The organism is Streptomyces griseiscabiei, from assembly GCF_020010925.1.
Classification (GTDB): domain Bacteria; phylum Actinomycetota; class Actinomycetes; order Streptomycetales; family Streptomycetaceae; genus Streptomyces; species Streptomyces griseiscabiei.
The window spans coordinates 2,258,644-2,275,420 of the sequence record NZ_JAGJBZ010000001.1 but is presented as its reverse complement, the minus strand read 5'-3'; the positions used below and the strand labels follow the sequence as shown (position 1 = coordinate 2,275,420).

The following is a 16,777-nucleotide window of genomic DNA, read 5'->3' as shown; positions in this document are numbered from 1 at the left end:
CTTGTCCGTCCCGGCGGTCCTGTCCGGAGAGCCGTGTTCAGAGGCCGGTGACCTTGGCGTTCGCCGACAGCTCGTAGACCAGGGTGACCGTGCGGTGGCCGTCGGGTGGGAGTGGGACGTCCCAGCGGACGATGCCCTCGGCGTCGACCGTGTCGGGAGCGGGGGAGCAGGCGTCCTTGCGGAGGCGGACCTCGACCGCCGAGACCTCGGAGACCGGGATCCGTTCCCGCAGGGCGACGAGCCGCTCGTCGTGCTCACCGGGGGCGGAGAACCGGGACAGATGCAGCCGGACCGTGCGGGTGACCACGGTCCGCTGGGTGAGGCCCGCCGAGTCGCGGGACTCCTCGGTGCGGCGGGCCACCCGGAAGTCGTCGCGGCTGCCGAAAGCCAGCTCGACGGGGGCGCCGGGGGCGGTGAAGGCAAGCGTGCCGCGACCGCTGAACCCGCTGCCGCGGACCAGGTCCACGGGCCCGGCGAGCAGCGCGTGGCCGGACCGGTTGTCGAACCGCACCACCTGGGTGACCAGCGGCGACACCTCGGGGGAGCAGGCGTACTCGCTGCTCGCGGCCGTGGTGGACACCGAGAGCGGCACCCGGTGGGCGCGGCCGTCCCCGGGCACGGAGACCGGCGCGGGGGACCTCAGCACCCGGGCCTCGCCGCCGTCGTCCACGCCGGGCAGACCGAGCACCGGGGCGGGCCCGAGGTCGCCGATCTCCTCCTCGCGCAGTTCGACGTCGACCGTGCGGCGCTCCGCCGGCGAGCGGTCCTCCAGGGTCAGCCGGTCCTCGCGCAGCCGCGGCGGATCACCGGCCAGTGCCGAGCGCGCCGTGGACAGCGTCAGCCGTACGTCCGACCAGTCCTCGCCGGTGCGCTGCCAGACCATCGCGTCCGTCTCCAGCGTCAGGGAGTCCCCGTCGAGCACGGCACGGTAGGCGGGCCGCCACAGCGCGCACGGGGTGAGGTGGCTCAGGCGTAGCCCGACCTGCCCGGCGATCGCGGTCTCCACGGTCAGCTCGACATGGCCGACCAGTTCGGCGGGCTCCTCCTCGGCGAGGTGCAGGGCCCGCTCGGCTTCGGCGAGTTCGGCGGCCAGGGCGGTCGACCGGGCCTCCACGGCGCGCAGTCGCTCGGCGTGTGTGTCGCGCTCCTCGTCCACCCGGTCCAGTTCGCGGGCCCAGCGGGGCCGTTCGCTCTCCCCGGAGCCGGTGCCTTCGCCGATCTCCCGCAGCAGATCGGTGGCGAGCCGACCGAGCAGGTCGAGGCGGGCCCGCAGCCGGTCGCCCTGCTGTTCCAGGGCCTGCCGCTCCTCTTCGAGTGCGTGGACGCGGTGCCGCAGGGCGGAGTCGTCGTCGGTGGGCGGCAGCGGTGCGCGGGGCGTCCAGGTGCGGACGATCCGCGCGTCGAGCACGGTCGCGGGGTGATCGCCGGTCAGTTCGGCGTGGAGGGTGCGGTCGACGGCCAGCGCGCCGACCGGACCGAGGCGCAGCCGCTGGACCCCGGCCGTCAGGTCGAGCACGGCGGTGCGTTCGACGTGGGCGCGGTCTTCCAGGCAGGTGACGGCGGTGACGGGGAGGGGGATCGGCTTCGGGGCCGTGGCCATGGGTGTGTCAGCTCCTGCGGTTGCCGCCGGTGAGGGTCTTGCCGGTGGGGATGCGGATCTCGTAGCCGCCGTCGAGGGCGGTGGTGGCGCCCGCGGGCAGGTCCAGTCGCCAGACGCGGGTGCCGGGCTCATGCCGGTCGGGCCCGGTGCCTTCCTCGGGTGCCGTCCAGCCGGCTTCGGGTCGTTCGTCGATCCGTACGCCGGGCTCGGAGGTGACCGGCACCCGCTCGCGGACCTCGACGGTGACGGGCCGCGCGAGCCGGTTGGCCAGCTCCACATGGACGCGGTGGTCGAGCACGGTGGTGTTGCCGCGCAGACCGGCGGTCGACTCGTGCAGGTTGGTGCGCCGGGTGACCCGGATGCCCTCGGCGGGTCCGAGGCCCACCCGGCGTACACCGCCGGGCGCGAGCGTGGGCAGTGCGGCGGTCAGCAGGAAGTCGTCGTCGACGGTGACCTCCACCGGACCGGCCAGCAGCGCCTGGTCGGTGGCGTTGGAGAGCACCAGCGTGGCGTAGACGGTCTGCTCCACGGACGGCACACAGAGGTACTCGGTGCGCAGGCCGACCGGGATCTCGCCGACGGTGACGGTGTGCCAGGTGCCGTCCGACGGAATGTCGGCGCGGGCGGCGGCGTCGAAGCGGTGGTCGAAGGAGCCCGCCGACTCACGGGGTCGCACGGCCTGCCCGGGCAACGGCAGTTCGGCCACGGCTTCGGCTCGGCGACGGTACTCGGTCGCCACGGGGTCGTAGGAGGAGCCGGGGAACAGCCGGCCCCTGCGGCCGGCCGGCTCGTCGGGGCCGCTCAGGACGAGGGAGGCGTAGTCGAGTTCGGTGCCGCTCGGCCGCGGCGGGCCGGACACCGGTGTCGGAGGGGGCGGTGGTGCCGCCCGCCCGGGTGCCGCGGGCCTCTTGGGCGCCGGGGCGGCGGCGAAGGACCTGGCGGCGGCAGGCGGTCCGCCGCCGGGGCCGGCCCCGGCGACGGGTCGCGCGAACGTGGGCATCGCGCCTTCGAAGGCTTCCGGCAGAGTGCCCTCCGCGCCGCCGCCGGGCGCCGGGGCCATCACCGGTGGTGGGCCGCCGTACCCCGGCGGCGGCGGCGCCGGGGGAGGCGGCGGTGGGGGAACGGGACCTCTCGCGGCAACGGGACCGCCCGCGGCAACGGGACCGCCCGCGGCAACGCGACCGCCCGTGGGCGCGGCACCGACCGCGACGGCCGTCGACGCGGTGAGCGCGGCAGGACGGGGGCCGGCCGTCTCGTACCCGGTGAACAGGTCGGCGAGCCCGGACGGAGGCTCGCGCCAGCCGGAGGGCGCGGCGGCGGGCTGACGGCGTCCGACGCGGATCGAGCGGAGCACCGGCAGATCGGTGCGGCGGCGGAGATCGGCGGTGGCCAGGGAGATCCGCACCCCGGTCCAGTCCTCGCCGGTCCGCTGGGCGACCGAGGCACGCAGCACCAGCCTGCCGGTGCCGTCGCCCTGACGGTGCGTGAGACGGTAGGTCGGGACCCAGACCGCACCCGGCACCCCGTACTCCACCTCCAGCTCCACCTCCGTGTCCCCGGCGCCGTCGAGGGTCAGGAGCGCGCAGACCGTGGTCTCCACATGCGCGGACGGCGCGTCGGTGGAGGCACGGGCGAGTCGGTCGGCGGCGACGTCGAGCGCGTGCTCGACGTCGTGCAGCGCCTTCTCCAGCTCGACGAGACGCAGGTGCAGTCCCGTCAGCCGCTCGTCGACGAAGTCGGCGAGTTCCAGCCACGCGTCGACCGGGGTACGGCGGTGCGGGTCCTCCCGCCTGCGGGCCGGCGGGACCGGGTGGAGCGCCCTGATCTCCTCGATCAGGCCCAGCTGCCGGTCCCGGCGGGCCCGTGCCGCCGCGCACTCGTCCCGCAGGCGCTCGACCTCGCCCCGCAGGGCGTCGGACGTGCCCGTGGCGAACGGCTCGGCCTCGACGTCCACCCGGGCTTCGGTGACACGCGCACCGTGGGCGCCCAGGACCCGGGCCCGCAGGGAGTCCGGGTCCAGGGAACGGGGCAGTCCCGTCACCCGTACCCGGCCGTCGGGCGGCACGATGCCACGCGCCAGGCGGCGGCAGAGCGCGCCCCGCGCGTACACCGCGACCGCGTCGAGCGTCGAACCCCACCGCTGTGCCGACTCAGTCGTCATGTGCTCCGCCCCCGCCGTGTCCATGCTGAGCGAAGCCTACGCGGGGGTGCTCGCGCCGACGGCGACGGTCGGTACATCTCCCGGGCGGTGGTCCCGGAGCGTGAAGCGACTCCTCCTTGGGTAGCCCTTCCAGCGCGCGTTTTCGGCCGTGCGTCCTCAGCCGTCGTTCCGGTCTCGATCGTGCGTTCCGGTCTCGATCCGTGAGGGGGAGCGATGGGGGCGACAGTCTCATCGGGCGTGCGGCGGAGCAGCGTGCCGCCGGTGGTCGTGGCGCGCCGGGCACTGTGGACGTTCGTCCTCGTCAACCTGGCGATCGTCGAGTTCCTCTTCGTCACCGCCGGAGCCGGCAAGAACGACGTGCTCACGGTCGCCAAGTTCTTCGGGCTGCACGCCGCCGTGCTGATGATGTTCCAACTGCTGCTGGTGGCCCGGCTGCCGTGGCTGGACCGCCGGATCGGCATGGACCGGCTGACGGTGTGGCACCGGTGGGTCGGCTTCGGTCTGATGTGGACGATCCTCACCCATGCCGTCCTGGTGGTACTCGGGTACGCGAGGCTCGACGACGCGTCGATGGGGAGCACGTTCCTCGCGCTGGGCGGCGTGCCGGCCTCGCTGCTGGGGATGTGGGCCGCGGCCTTCCTGGTCGTGGCCGTCGTGGTCTCCCTGCGCCGGATACGACGCCGGTTGCGGTACGAGACCTGGCACGGGCTGCATCTGCTGGTGTACGTGGCGCTGGGGATGGCGTTCGTGCACCAGTTGCTGGAGACCACGACGTTCCGTTCGTCCGTGGCGGCCACGGTCTACTGGTGGGCCCTGTGGCTGTTCGCGTTCGGCGCCCTGGTGGCGGGGCGCGCCGTCGTGCCCGTGTGGCGGAACCTGTACCACCGGTTCCGGGTCGTGGCGGTCGTGCCGGAGTCGCACGACGTGGTGTCGGTGCACGTCGCGGGCCGTCACCTCGACAGACTTCCCGCCCGGGCGGGGCAGTTCTGCATCTGGCGGTTCCCCGGACACGGCCACTGGTGGTCGGCGAACCCGTTCTCGCTGTCGGCGGCCCCCGACGGCCGTACGCTGCGTCTGACGGCCAAGGCGGTCGGCGACACCAGTGCCGGACTGCGTCATGTCCCGGTCGGCACCCGCGCGTTCGTCGAGGGGCCGTACGGGGCGTTCACCTCGCTGCACCGCACCCGGCCCGGCGCTCTGCTGATCGCCGGCGGGGTCGGGATCACGCCCGTCCGGGCCCTGCTGGAGGAGGAACCGGCGGGCGATGTCGTCGTGCTCTACCGGGTGCGCGGTGAGCGGGAGGCGGTACTGGTCCACGAGGTGCGCGCGCTGGTCGCGGCGCGCGGCGGGCGGCTGCATCTGCTCACCGGCCGCAGGGGGGAGGGGCCGCCGCCGTTCGAGCCGGCGAACCTCCATGCCCTCGTCCCCGACATCACCGAGCGTGATGTCTATGTCTGCGGCCCGCCCGCGATGACCTCGGCCGTGCTCGCTGCCCTGCGCGGGCTGCGCGTCCCCCGTGGACAGATCCACGCCGAGAGGTTCGGGCTGGCCTGAGCGGGGGCGGCGCGCGGGAGCGCGGTCCCCGCGGGGGCGGAGACCCCGTGGCGGGCGCGCCCGGCCCCCGTAGTACCGTCGCCCCGTGAACACCTACTGGCACGTCGTTCTGCCGCCGCTCGGCGCCTGACCGGGCGCCGACACCGACGGTTTGATTCCCGGCCCCGTCCGTCCGTCCCGTGGGCGGTCAGGGGCTGTTGTCGTGCGCCCGTTTTCGAATCCAGTCCCCGACGTATTCGACGACGGAAGTTCACGACTGTGCCGAACCGTACGACCCCTCTGACTCCCGCGCGCCCGGCCGCCGACGGCCCGCGCTCCTCCCGCCCCGTCCTCCTCGACGGCCCCGCCCCCATCCTCGTCGCGGCCCTGCTGTGGGGCACGACCGGGACCGCCGCCACGCTGGCACCCGCCGGGGCCCCGGCGGCGGCCATCGGCTGTGCCGGGCTCGCCCTCGGCGGCATCCTGATGTTCCTCACCGCCCGGGGCGCCCGCTCGCTGCCCGCCGTGTGCACCCGCGCCGAGCGGTGGCTGCTGGTGCTCGGCGCGTCGGCGGTCGCCGTGTATCCGGCCACCTACTACCCGGCGGTCGCCCGCACCGGCGTGGCCGTCGCCACGGTGATCGCGCTGGGCAGCGCGCCGGTCTTCGCCGGGCTGCTGTCCTGGATCACCGGGCGGGCCCGGCCCACCGCGCGCTGGACCGCGGCCACCGCGTCCGCCGTGCTGGGCTGCGCCCTGCTCGTGCTGGGCCCCCGGCTCACCGGGACCGGCGGGACGACCGACCTGGCCGGAGTGGCGCTCGCCGCGTGCGGTGGGCTGCCGTACGCCGTCTACTCGTCGATCGGCGGGAGGCTCATCACACGCGGGCATGCCTCCGGCGCGGTGATGGGCGTGCTGTTCGGCGCGGCCGGGCTGCTCGTCGTGCCGGTCGTGGTGTTCACCGGCGCGCACTGGCTCACCACCACCCGTGGGGCGGCCGTCGCGGTGTATCTCGCCCTGTTCACCGTCTACCTGGCCTACCGGCTCTTCGGGCACGGACTGCGCCGTACGCCCGCGTCGACGGCCACCGCGCTGACCCTCGCGGAGCCGGCCGTGGCGGCGGTCCTCGGGGTGGCCGTCCTCGGCGAGCGGCTGCCGGCCGCCTCGTGGTGCGGGCTGGGGGTCCTCGCGCTCGGCCTTGTGCTGCTGGCGGTGCCGATCGGCGCGGGCCGAGGGATCCGCTAGGGCGTGTCCGTAAAGTCCCGTCGTCCGTCCGGAGGGCGGGTCTCGCGGCGTCTGGTGCGTGCGCTCGGCGTGCCGGGCGCAAGCCCTCGTACTGGAACGTACTTGGGTTTTCGCCCGGTGCGGTGGTGGGGGCCCCTCCCGCTCGGGCGCAGCCGGGAGTGGGAGCGTGCCAGGCGTCGCGGGGCAGGCGGGACTATGCGGACACGACCTAGGGCCGCCGCGGGTGTAGGGGCGGGGTTTCGCAACACCCCTGGCCAGCGGGCACCGTTCGGGTCCGGGCCCACGCCGCGCGAGGCCGGGGCCCACGCCGCCTGGGGCCGAGCCCTCCTCCGTCCCGGTCCGGGCCCCCGCCCGCCCAGGCCCGGCCTCCCGCCCACCGGGCCCCGCCCCGATTGCCTGGACCCTGCACGGATCATGTGGTTAGGCTGACCTAACTTCGCCTCGGGTCCGAGGCGCAGTCACCGCTGGACGCGTACACCTTGGGGGTCGGCCTTGCCGCGCACGATCGAGACCACTGCCGGGGGCGGACCGGAGGCGGCGACCGGGGACGGGTGGGTCGAGCTGGGGTCGCGTGAGGAGTTGCGTGAACTGCTGGGTGAGCCCTGGCCCGTGGTGATCGAGAAGGTCCACGACCGGCTCACCGAGCAGGACCGGGGCATCCTGGCCCGCTCGCCGCTCTGTCTGCTGGCCACCTCCGACGCCCATGGCAACTGCGACGTCTCGCCGCGCGGGGACGCGCCGGGGTTCACCCATGTCGTCGACTCCGGGGTGATAGCCCTGCCCGACCGGCCGGGGAACCGGCGGGGCGACAGCTTCCACAACATCCTCGACAACCCGCACGCCGGGCTGCTCCATCTGATCCCGGGGAGCAAGGAGGTCCTGCGGATCAACGGGCGGGCCCGCGTCCTCACCGACGCCCCGTTCTTCGACGCGATGACCCTGGACGACCGGCGGCCCACGCTGGCCCTGGTCGTGGAGATCGACGAGATCTATCTGCACTGCCCGGCGTCGCTGCGCCGCTCCGGGGTGTGGGATCCGGCGTCGTGGCGGACCGGCTGAATCCAGCCGAAATCAAGCCGAAGGGGCCCTCTGTCGGCCATTATTTAGGTTAGGCTAACCTTCGCTTGTGAGATCTGGTGAGGAAGCAGCCGACACCCAAAGGCTCCGCGGTCACGCGCTGTCGGCCACGGACGTGACCGTGTCGTACGACGGCGTGGACGTCGTGCACGGCGTCACGGTCGGACTGCGGCCCGGCGAGGTGACCGCGCTGGTCGGTCCCAACGGCAGCGGCAAGTCGACGCTCCTGCGGACGATCGCCCGGCTCCAGCGGGCCCGGCACGCCACGCTCAGGATCGACGCCGACACCGACGGCCTCGCCCTGACCTCCCGTGAGTTCGCGCGGCACGTCGCCCTGCTGACGCAGGGACGGCCCACGCCCGGCGGGCTGACCGTCCGGGACGTCGTCGAGTTCGGCCGCTACCCGCACCGGGGCCGCTTCGGCCGCCGGGACCCGGACGCGACGGCCGCCGTCGACCGGGCGCTCGCGCTCACCGGGGTCACGGACCTCGCCGAGCGCGGCGCCGACCACCTCTCCGGCGGGCAGTTGCAGCGGGTGTGGCTCGCCAGCTGCCTCGCCCAGGAGACCGGCGTGCTCCTGCTGGACGAACCGACGACCTATCTCGACCTGCGCTACCAGGTCGAACTCCTCGACCTCGTCCGCGATCTGGCGGACGACCACGGGATCGCCGTCGGCGTCGTCCTGCACGACCTCGACCAGGCGGCGGCCGTCGCCGACCGGATCACGCTCCTCGAAGCGGGCCGGATCGTCGCCGAGGGACCGCCCGAGGACGTCCTGACACCGCAACGGCTCACCTCCGTCTACGGCATCCGCATCGATGTCGACACCGACCCCCTCACCGGCCGGCTGCGCACCCGCCCGATCGGCCGTCACCACACCCGCACCACCCCAAGCGAAAGGCTCGGCTCCACCTCATGAGACGTCACCTGCTCACCGCTGCCGCCACCACCGCCGCGGCGCTCGCCCTCGCCGCCTGCGGCACCACCGAGCCGGCCGCCGAGAGCTCCGCGAAGCCGTCGAAGGGCATCACCCTCACCGACTCCACCGGCAAGAAGGTCGAACTCGACGGCCCCGCCACCAAGGTCGTCGCCACCGAGTGGAACGAGGTCGAGTTCCTCCTCACGCTCGGCGTCGACCCCGTCGGCGTCGCCGACGTCAAGGGCTACAGGACCTGGGACCAGGCCGTCCCGCTGAAGAACGAGCCCAAGGACATCGGCACCCGCGGCGAGCCGAGCATGGACACCATCGCCGCCCTCAAGCCCGACCTCATCGTGGCCTCCTCCGACCTGCCGGCCGCCGCCGTGAAGCAGCTGCGCGAGATCGCCCCCGTCCTGGGCATCCAGTCCGCGGACGCCTCCGACCAGGTCGGGCAGATGTTCGAGAACCTCGATCTCGTCGCCGAGGCCACCGGCACCACCGACCGGGCCGAGACGGTCAGGGAGAGCTTCGAGGCCAAGGTCGCCGAGGGCAAGAAGGCCCTCACCGACGCCGGACTCGACGGCACGGACATCGCCTTCGCCGACGGCTACGTCGCCTCCAACCAGGTCTCCCTGCGCCCCTACACCAGCGGCTCGCTCATCGGCGCCGTCAACGAGCAACTCGGTCTGAAGAACGCCTGGAAGGTGAAGGGCGACGCCGACTACGGCCTCGGCACCACCGACGTCGAGGGCCTCACCGACCTGCCGAAGGACGTCCGGTTCGCCTACATAGGCAACGACGAGGACGAGACCAGCAACCCCTTCACCAACGAGCTGGCCGAGAACGCCGTCTGGAAGTCCCTCGCCTTCGTCAAGTCCGGTGACGTGCACCGACTGCCCGACGGCATCTGGATGTTCGGCGGCCCCGAGTCGATGGAGGCGTACATCGACGCCGTCGTGGACGCGCTGACGAAGAAGTAGCCCGCAGAGCGGCAGCACCAGGACCACGAGCACAGAGCAGCAGAAGCAACGGAGCCATGGCCGTCACCGCAACGCCCCCCGCCACCCGTCCGCCGACGGCCGCGACCCGGACGGGCGCGGCCGCGGTGACGGCCGGCCTCGTCCTGCTGGTCGCGGCCCTCGCCGTCGTGGACATCACCCAGGGCACCGCCGCCGTCGGCCCCGCCGAGGTGCTCAAGGCCCTCACCGGACGGGCCGACCCGGGCGACGCGTCGGTCGTGATCGCCTCCCGGCTGCCGCGGATGACCGCCGGCGTCGTCGTCGGCGTCGTCCTCGGCGTGGCGGGCGCCGTGCTGCAGGCCGTCAGCCGCAATGTGCTCGCCGCGCCCGACACCCTCGCCGTCAACGCGGGCGCGTACTTCGCGCTGGGCGTCGTCGGGGTCACCGGAGTCTCGCTGCCCCTGCTCGCCTCCTCCGGCATCGCCTTCGCCGGCGGGCTGCTGGCGGCGTCGGTCGTCCTCGCCCTCTCCGGCCTCGGCACCGGCACCGTACGCCTGGTCCTCGCCGGCACCGCGCTGGCCCTCGGCCTCAACTCCATGACGGAGGGCCTGCTCCTGCTGTTCCCGCAGGAGACCGAGGGCCTCTACCAGTGGAACCAGGGCAGCATCGGCCAGAACGGCTTCGACGGAGTCCTGCAGATGCTGCCCGTGGTGGCCGTCGGGCTCGTCGGCCTGGCACTGACGGCCCGCCGGGTCGACGCGCTCGCCCTCGGTGACGACGCCGCGCGCGGGCTCGGTGTCCCCGTCCGCGCCACCCGCGTCACCGTCGTCGTCCTGGCGACCCTGCTCTCCGCGGCGGCCGTCACCCTCGCCGGACCGATCGGCTTCGTCGGCCTGTGCGCACCGGCCCTGGTCCGCCCCCTCGCCCGCCGCTTCCGGGGCTTCGTCCGCGCCCGGGGGTCCCTGCCCGCCGCCGGCCTGGCCGGTGCCGGGCTCGTCCTCGGCTCGGACGTGCTGCTGCGCGCCCTCGTCCCCGCCGACACCGCGGTCGCCGTGCCCACCGGCGTCGTCACCAGCCTGGTCGGCGCCGTGTTCCTGGTGGTGATGGCGCTCCGGCTGCGGGACACGGCCGGGGCCGAGCCACCGGACCGGCTGCGCATCCCCAGCCGTACGGCGTTCCTGGTCACGGTCGCCGTGCTCGTCGCCGTCACCGTCGGGGTCGTCATCGCCGGAGTCCTGCTCGGCGACAGCAAGCTGCTGCTCGGGGACGTCGCCAACTGGGCGCAGGGACGGGCCGGACAGACCGTGTCCTTCGTCCTCGACACCCGGGTGCCCCGCGTCCTCGCCGCGCTGTGCGCGGGCGCGGCGCTCGCCCTCGCGGGCACGCTGGTGCAGGCCGTGACCCGCAACCCGCTCGCGGAACCGGCGATCCTGGGCGTCTCCGGCGGAGCCGCGCTGGGCGCCGTCCTGCTCGTCACCACCGTGCCCGTCGCCGGAACCTGGGGCATCGCGGGGGCCGCCTTCGCGGGCGCCGCCCTCGCCTCCGTGGTCGTCTTCGGACTGGCGGCCCGGGGCGGCTACCGGCAGAACCGGCTGGTCCTCGTCGGCATCGGCGTGGCCGCCGGGACCACGGCGCTGATCAGCCTGCTCATCGTGCTCACCGACCCGTTCAACGCCACCATGGCCCTGACCTGGCTGTCCGGTTCGACGTACGGGCGGACCATGCCGGACGTCCTGCCCGTCGCTGCCGTGCTGGCGCTGGGCCTGGTCGTCGCGGTCGCCCGCCGCACCGAGCTGGACCTCGTCTCCCTGGACGAGCACACGCCCCGGCTGCTGGGCCTGCGGCCGGCCCGGGTCCGGCTGGGGTTCCTGGTGGTGGCCGTGCTGCTCAGCGCGACCGCCGTCGCCTCGGCCGGCACCATCGGCTTCGTGGGCCTCGTCGCACCGCACGCGGCCCGCGCCCTCGTGGGCCGGCGGCATGTGCGGGTGGTCCCGGTCGCCGTCCTCCTCGGCGCCGCGCTCGTCTGCACGGCCGACCTGCTCGGCCGTACGGTGATCGCCCCCGCGCAGCTCGGCGCCGGCCTGATGACAGCGGTGATCGGCACGCCGTACTTCCTCTACCTGCTGGTGCGCGGCCGACGGTAGCCGCCGGAGTGCGGGCGCTTCAGGCTTTCCCGCGAGGCTCCCCCGAGACCCCGCAGCAACGGCCCCGCGGGCATTATTCGATCGCCTGATCGGATCGCGCCGGGCACAATCGCCGCATGCCGACCACCGCGGAGCAGTTGCTCTCCGCCCTCGAACCGCTGCCGTTCCCCGCACGCCTCGCGCTGACGGCTCGCACCGCCCGCGGACTCGCGGAGGAGGGCACGCTCGCCCCGCTGCTGACCGAACTGGACGGACGCGAACCGTACGAGCGGCGGCTGGCGGCGTTCGCGGCCCTCGTCGGACGGGACGCGGGGTTCCTCGCGGAGCGGCTGGCCGACCCGGACCCGGTGGTCGCCGGGTACGCGTGGCGCGCGGCACGCGACCTGCCCGTACCGGACCGGGCCGTGGAGGCGGCGTACGACGACGCACCGGCCGCCCTGCGGGGCCGGCTGGCCCGGCTGCTCGCCGCCGGGGACCGTGCCGCGCTCGCCGAGCGGCTGGTGGCGCGGCTGCGCGCGGAGTGGGGCGACGCCGAGGCCGCGCGGCTGCTGCCGGCCTGCTCGACGCCGTTCGTGGCACGGGAGTTGCCGGGGCTCGCGCACGCCGTCGACCACTGGACACGCCTCGCCTCCCGGCATCCCGACCCGGTGCTGGACCACGCCGAACGGACCCTGGCCGACCGGGCGGGCGGACAGCCGCGCGAGGAGTGGTGGTGGCTGCACGCCACCACGGTCGCGGCCCTCGCGCGGCTGCGCCCCGAGCGGGTGACCACCCTGCTGGAGCGGCACGGACCCGGCAGTCTGCCGCCCGCGCTGAACGCCGGACTCGGCCCCCTCGTCACCGCCGACGCCGACCGGGTCATCCGCTGGATCACCTCCGCCGACCGCAACGAACAGCGCCACGAGCCGCTGCCGCCGACGGGAGTGCTGCGTCGGCTCGTGCGGGCCGAGCCCGCGTCGCTGACCGCGCTGGGCCGGCACTGGCTGAACCGCGGTGCCCACTTCGCCGCACTGGTGAAGGCCATGGCCCCCGGGCGGCGCCCCGCGTTCGTGGACACGGTCGCCGAAGGGGGAACCCACTGGAGTCCGGCGCTGAGCGTCCTCGAACTGCTGCCCCGCGAGCGCCGCTGGGCGGAAGTCCGGCGGGCTGCCGCCGAGTTCGACGGCACGGGCTCCTGGTGGGACGACCTGGACACCCTCGCCCACGGCTCCCTCGACGAGGCGCGCGCCGAACTGCTCGCCGCGATCGCACGGCCCGACGCCGACGACCGGGCCATCGCCTGGCCGCTGTTCGTGGCCTGCGCCGCCCGCGACGGAGGCCGGGCCGCGATCACCGAACTGCTCACCACGGCGGGCCGCCGTCTGCGCAACGACCGGGACCCGGTGCGCGTCGCCGCGCTCGGCGCGCTCGCCGGGACCCACCCGCGGCTCTTCGCCGCCGACCACGCCCCGCTGCTGGACGCGCTCGCCACCGACGCCCTGGAGGCACGGGACGCCTCGGCCGCCACCACGGTGGTGCTGCGCACCCTCGCGGTACGGCTGCTGGTCGAACACGCCACGGGCGGGGAGGCGGCCCTGCGGGAGTGGGCGCTGCGCACCCTGGAGCGGCTCACGAACCGGGTCGGCGTGCCCGACCTCGGCCCGCTCCACCGCGAACTGCGACGGGGTCAGGAGCACCAGGTCGTGGAGGCCCTGCGGCCGTGGCTCGACGCCGGTGCCGGGCGGGCCGACTTCCGGCTGCTGCTGGGCCTGGCCGCCGCCCTCGGCCCGCGCGCCCGGCGCCTGCCCGAACTGCAGGACAGGCTGGCCACGGCCCTGGAACGCGGCGACGACGACACGTTCCGGGAGGCGGTCGCCCTGTGGCTGGACGCCCCCGCGACCCGCGACGAACGGGCCGCCGCCGTCGTCGACCTCGAACCGTCGGCGGTCGTCCTCACGCCTGTACGACGGGTGCTGACCCGGCGGCGCACGGACCTGCTGGACACGCTCCTCGGCGAGACCCCGCCGTACGGCCGCTTCCTGGTGGACGGCGCCCGGCGCCCGCTGCCGGACCTCCGCGACAGCGACCGCTGGCTGCCCCGGCAGCAGCGGTCGGCGATCCGGCTGGCCGCGCGGGCGGTCGCGGACCGCTCGCTCCCGCTCGACGAACGGGCCGCCCTGATCCGGGCCGCCGCCCCGGTGCCCGTCTTCGGCCGGACCCTGGCCTTCGCGCACCAGGACGACCCCGAGGTGCTCGTCGCCGAGGCCGCGCTCGGCGCGCTGCCCTGGACCGACCGGCCCCACGCCGCCCTGCCCGCGCTGCTCGAACACGCGGGCGGCGACCGGGCCAGGGTCGCCGTGTACGCGGCGGCCCGCGCCGCCCGCTTCACCGCCCCGTCCGAACTCGCCCTCGCCCTAGGCCCGTTGCTCAGCGGGGAACGGCCCACGAAGGTCACCGCCCGCAAGGAGGCCGTCCGGCTCGCCGCCCGCTTCCTGCCGCCCCGGCGGGCGGTCGCCCTGCTGGTGGGCACCTTCGACGCACCCGACCGCCACCCGGACGTACGGGCGGCCGTCGTCCGTGCCCTGCCGCCGCTGCTCGACGAGCCGGAGGCCCGGCGGCTGCTGGCGGGCGCCGCGCACGACGACAGCCAGGCCGTCCACGAAGCCCTTCTGGCCGTCACCCCCTGGGAGGTGGCCGAGGCGCACCGCCGCGACTACGCCGCCGTGATCGTCACGGCGTACGACATCACCCTCGCGCTCACCGACTGCTTCGGCGGCGGATACGCCCTGCTGCGCGCCATGGGGACGTGGTGCCGCTACTCGCCCGCACTTGCCGTCCGGATCGCCCGGACCGCCTGCGATCTCGGCAACCGCAAGGACTGGCGGCACGCGGAGTGGGTGGTGCGCGATCTGGCCGCCTCCGGGCTGCCGCATCCGGTGGGCGGTGCCGCACCGGGCAGCGTGTTCCACGGCGCGGTGGCCGGGCTGCTGGCCGCGATGCGCACGGCGGAGGGCGGCGCGGACGCCCTGGAGGGCAGGGACCTGCCGGCGCTCCAACGGCTGCGGCACCTGACGTCGCTCGGGTACGTCGACGGGGTGGGCTCCGAACTGCTGGAGGCGGTCGCCGCACAGCTGGCGCCCGAACCCCTGCTCGCGGCGGAACGCGCCCAGCTGCTGGGGCAGTTGGTCGACCGTACGGTGGAGCCCGGGGCACTGCTCGGACGGCTGCGGGAGCTGGCCGAGGCCCTGGAGAGCGTCGGCACACAGGCGGCGGTCCACGCGTCCGGCCGTCTGCGGTCGGCCTCGGAGTACCGCGCTCATCCGGGGCGCGCCGAAGCCCTGCTGGCCGCGGCCGATGGGTTCGCCCGCGACGGCGGTACCGCCACCGGCCTGCTCGCGGTCGGCCTGGTGAACGCGACGGGCGTCGCCCTCGGCTGGCCCGAGGAGTGGCGGTCGCTGCTGCGTCTGCTGCGCCGGCACACCAGCGCCGACGTACGCCACGCGGCGTACCTGACCCTGACCGAGAACGAATGACTCCCCGGCGCCGGGGAGGGGAGCGCACCCACGGGACGGGGCAGTCATCGGACATGCGCCCGGACGAAGGGCACTGGCATCTCACCGACGACCTCGACGGCTTCCTCGCCCGAGCCGGAGCCTTCCTGCGCTCACGCCCGGTCCCGCACACCGTGCAGCTGACGGTCACCGAGACACTGCGCACCCGGGGAATCGACGCGTACGGCGCCGAGGCGCCGGTCCTCGGCGTGCTGGAGCGGTCGGGCGAGGTGCACGCCACCTTCTTCCGCACCCCGCCCCACCGTCTGAACCTCACCCCGCTCACCGCCGGACAGGCCGACACCCTCGCCGCGCTGCTGGCCGGCCTCGGCCACCCCCTCCCGGGCGTCGGCGCGGACCACGCCACCGCCACCGCCTTCGCGCGGGCCTGGCGGCGGCACACCGGGGCGACGCCCGCCCTGCGCGAACGGCAGCGCCTGTACCGCCTCGGCACCCTCACCCCACCGAGACCGCTCCCGCCGGGCCGGGCCCGGGTCGCGGGGGAGCGGGACCACGAGCGGCTGGTCCGCTGGCACCACGAGTTCGCCGCCGCCGTCGGGCAGGCACCCGCGCCGGAGGCCGCCTCCCGGGCCGCCGCCGTCTTCGCCGCACGGCACGTCACCCTCTGGGAGAGGCCGGACGGCACCCCCGTCTCCATGGCGGGCCTCAGCCCGATGACCGCCGGCCAGATCCGGGTCGCCCCCGTCTACACCCCGGCCCCGCTGCGCGGCCGTGGCTACGCGGGCGCCGCGACGGCCGAGGCGAGCCGGGCGGCACGGGACGCGGGCGCGACCCAGGTCCTGCTCTTCACGGACCTGGCCAACCCCACCAGCAACGCGCTCTACCGGCGCATCGGCTACGTCCCGGTCACCGACTTCGCGGTGTACGACTTTCCGGGACCGACGACCATGAGGTCCGGTGCCGTCGAGCAGACAAGCAGGCAGGCCGGCGAGTGGGGGAGGGAGTCGTGATGCGGGTAGCCGTGGTCACCTTCGACGGGTTCAACGAACTGGACAGCTTCATCGCCGCCGCGCTGATCAACCGGTGCCGGAAGGACGGCCTGGAGGCGTTCATCACGACACCGGCGCCGGTCGTCACCTCGATGAACGGCGTCGAGGTGACCGGGCAGCGCCCGATGGAGTTCGTGACCGAGGCCGACGTCGTGCTCGTCGGCAGCGGGGTGAAGGCACGCGAGGTGATCGCCGACGACCGGCTGATCGCCCGGCTGCCGCTCGACCCCTCGCGGCAGCTGATCGGCGCGCAGTGCTCCGGCGCGCTGGTCCTCGCCCGGCTCGGTCTGCTGGAGTCCATGCCGGCGTGCACGGACCGCACGAGCCGTCCCTTCGTCGAGGCCCGCGGGGTCACCGTGCTGGACGCGCCGTTCCACGCCGAGGGGAACATCGCCACGGCGGGTGGCTGTCTGGCCTCCCAGTACCTCGCCACCTGGGTGATCACCCGCACGCTCGGGGAGGACGCCGCGCGGGCCGTCCTGGACTACGTCGCCCCGGTCGGTGAGAACCGGCGGACCGTCGACCGCGCGCTGCGGGCCGTCCGCACGGGCGAGACCGCACCGCGCTGACGGCCCTGGGCCGGCGGTGTACGCCTGCCCGGG

At 75.0% G+C, this 16,777-nt stretch carries 11 protein-coding genes; 9 read left to right on the top strand and 2 right to left on the bottom strand.

Annotated features, from left to right (window positions below; genetic code table 11):
* Positions 1 to 37 precede the first annotated feature (37 nt).
* Positions 38 to 1,600: a mucoidy inhibitor MuiA family protein gene (locus J8M51_RS09865; RefSeq protein ID WP_086760868.1), complete on the bottom strand. Its 1,563-nt coding sequence runs from the start codon at positions 1,598 to 1,600 to the stop codon at positions 38 to 40.
* 7 nt (positions 1,601 to 1,607) lie between these two features.
* Positions 1,608 to 3,761, bottom strand: coding sequence for a DUF4139 domain-containing protein (locus tag J8M51_RS09860; protein ID WP_086760872.1), 2,154 nt, complete (start codon positions 3,759 to 3,761; stop codon positions 1,608 to 1,610).
* A gap of 213 nt (positions 3,762 to 3,974) precedes the next feature.
* Between J8M51_RS09860 and J8M51_RS09855 the strand changes: the two genes are divergently transcribed.
* The 9 genes from J8M51_RS09855 (at position 3,975) to J8M51_RS09815 (ending at position 16,744) form a co-directional block, all read left to right on the top strand.
* On the top strand, positions 3,975 to 5,315 hold the full coding sequence (locus tag J8M51_RS09855) for a ferredoxin reductase family protein (protein ID WP_086760870.1): 1,341 nt from the start codon (positions 3,975 to 3,977) through the stop codon (positions 5,313 to 5,315).
* A 258-nt stretch (positions 5,316 to 5,573) separates the two neighbouring features.
* On the top strand, positions 5,574 to 6,536 hold the full coding sequence (locus J8M51_RS09850; RefSeq protein ID WP_267299110.1) for a DMT family transporter: 963 nt from the start codon (positions 5,574 to 5,576) through the stop codon (positions 6,534 to 6,536).
* A 492-nt stretch (positions 6,537 to 7,028) separates the two neighbouring features.
* Complete coding sequence (locus tag J8M51_RS09845; protein WP_086760014.1) at positions 7,029 to 7,595, top strand: MSMEG_1061 family FMN-dependent PPOX-type flavoprotein; 567 nt, start codon at positions 7,029 to 7,031, stop codon at positions 7,593 to 7,595.
* Positions 7,596 to 7,662: 67 nt separating this feature from the next.
* A complete protein-coding gene (locus J8M51_RS09840) occupies positions 7,663 to 8,532 on the top strand; it encodes an ABC transporter ATP-binding protein (RefSeq protein ID WP_086760016.1) in 870 nt (289 codons plus the stop codon).
* Positions 8,529 to 9,512, top strand: a complete 984-nt coding sequence (locus J8M51_RS09835; RefSeq protein WP_086760018.1) for an iron-siderophore ABC transporter substrate-binding protein — start codon at positions 8,529 to 8,531, stop codon at positions 9,510 to 9,512. Before J8M51_RS09840 ends, J8M51_RS09835 begins: the two co-directional genes overlap by 4 nt.
* A 56-nt stretch (positions 9,513 to 9,568) precedes the next feature.
* Positions 9,569 to 11,635 (top strand): iron ABC transporter permease, encoded by a 2,067-nt coding sequence (locus J8M51_RS09830; RefSeq protein ID WP_086760020.1) that lies wholly within the window; start codon positions 9,569 to 9,571, stop codon positions 11,633 to 11,635.
* Between the two features lie 116 nt (positions 11,636 to 11,751).
* Positions 11,752 to 15,147, top strand: a complete 3,396-nt coding sequence (locus J8M51_RS09825) for a hypothetical protein (protein ID WP_267299109.1) — start codon at positions 11,752 to 11,754, stop codon at positions 15,145 to 15,147.
* 53 nt (positions 15,148 to 15,200) lie between these two features.
* The gene (locus tag J8M51_RS09820; RefSeq protein ID WP_086763642.1) at positions 15,201 to 16,136 is read left to right on the top strand and encodes a GNAT family N-acetyltransferase; all 936 of its coding nucleotides are present in this window, start codon (positions 15,201 to 15,203) and stop codon (positions 16,134 to 16,136) included.
* Entirely contained in the window at positions 16,136 to 16,744 is a 609-nt protein-coding gene (locus J8M51_RS09815; RefSeq protein WP_086763640.1) for a DJ-1/PfpI family protein, read from the top strand. The genes J8M51_RS09820 and J8M51_RS09815 overlap by 1 nt, the downstream gene beginning before the upstream one ends.
* The last annotated feature ends 33 nt before the right edge of the window (positions 16,745 to 16,777 follow it).

Coding starts and splice junctions, on each gene's coding strand:
- J8M51_RS09865 (WP_086760868.1), bottom strand. CDS start 1,600: ATGGCCACGGCCCCGAAGCCGATCCCCCTCCCCGTCACCGCCGTCACC.
- J8M51_RS09860 (WP_086760872.1), bottom strand. CDS start 3,761: ATGACGACTGAGTCGGCACAGCGGTGGGGTTCGACGCTCGACGCGGTC.
- J8M51_RS09855 (WP_086760870.1), top strand. CDS start 3,975: ATGGGGGCGACAGTCTCATCGGGCGTGCGGCGGAGCAGCGTGCCGCCG.
- J8M51_RS09835 (WP_086760018.1), top strand. CDS start 8,529: ATGAGACGTCACCTGCTCACCGCTGCCGCCACCACCGCCGCGGCGCTC.
- J8M51_RS09830 (WP_086760020.1), top strand. CDS start 9,569: ATGGCCGTCACCGCAACGCCCCCCGCCACCCGTCCGCCGACGGCCGCG.
- J8M51_RS09825 (WP_267299109.1), top strand. CDS start 11,752: ATGCCGACCACCGCGGAGCAGTTGCTCTCCGCCCTCGAACCGCTGCCG.
- J8M51_RS09820 (WP_086763642.1), top strand. CDS start 15,201: ATGCGCCCGGACGAAGGGCACTGGCATCTCACCGACGACCTCGACGGC.
- J8M51_RS09815 (WP_086763640.1), top strand. CDS start 16,136: ATGCGGGTAGCCGTGGTCACCTTCGACGGGTTCAACGAACTGGACAGC.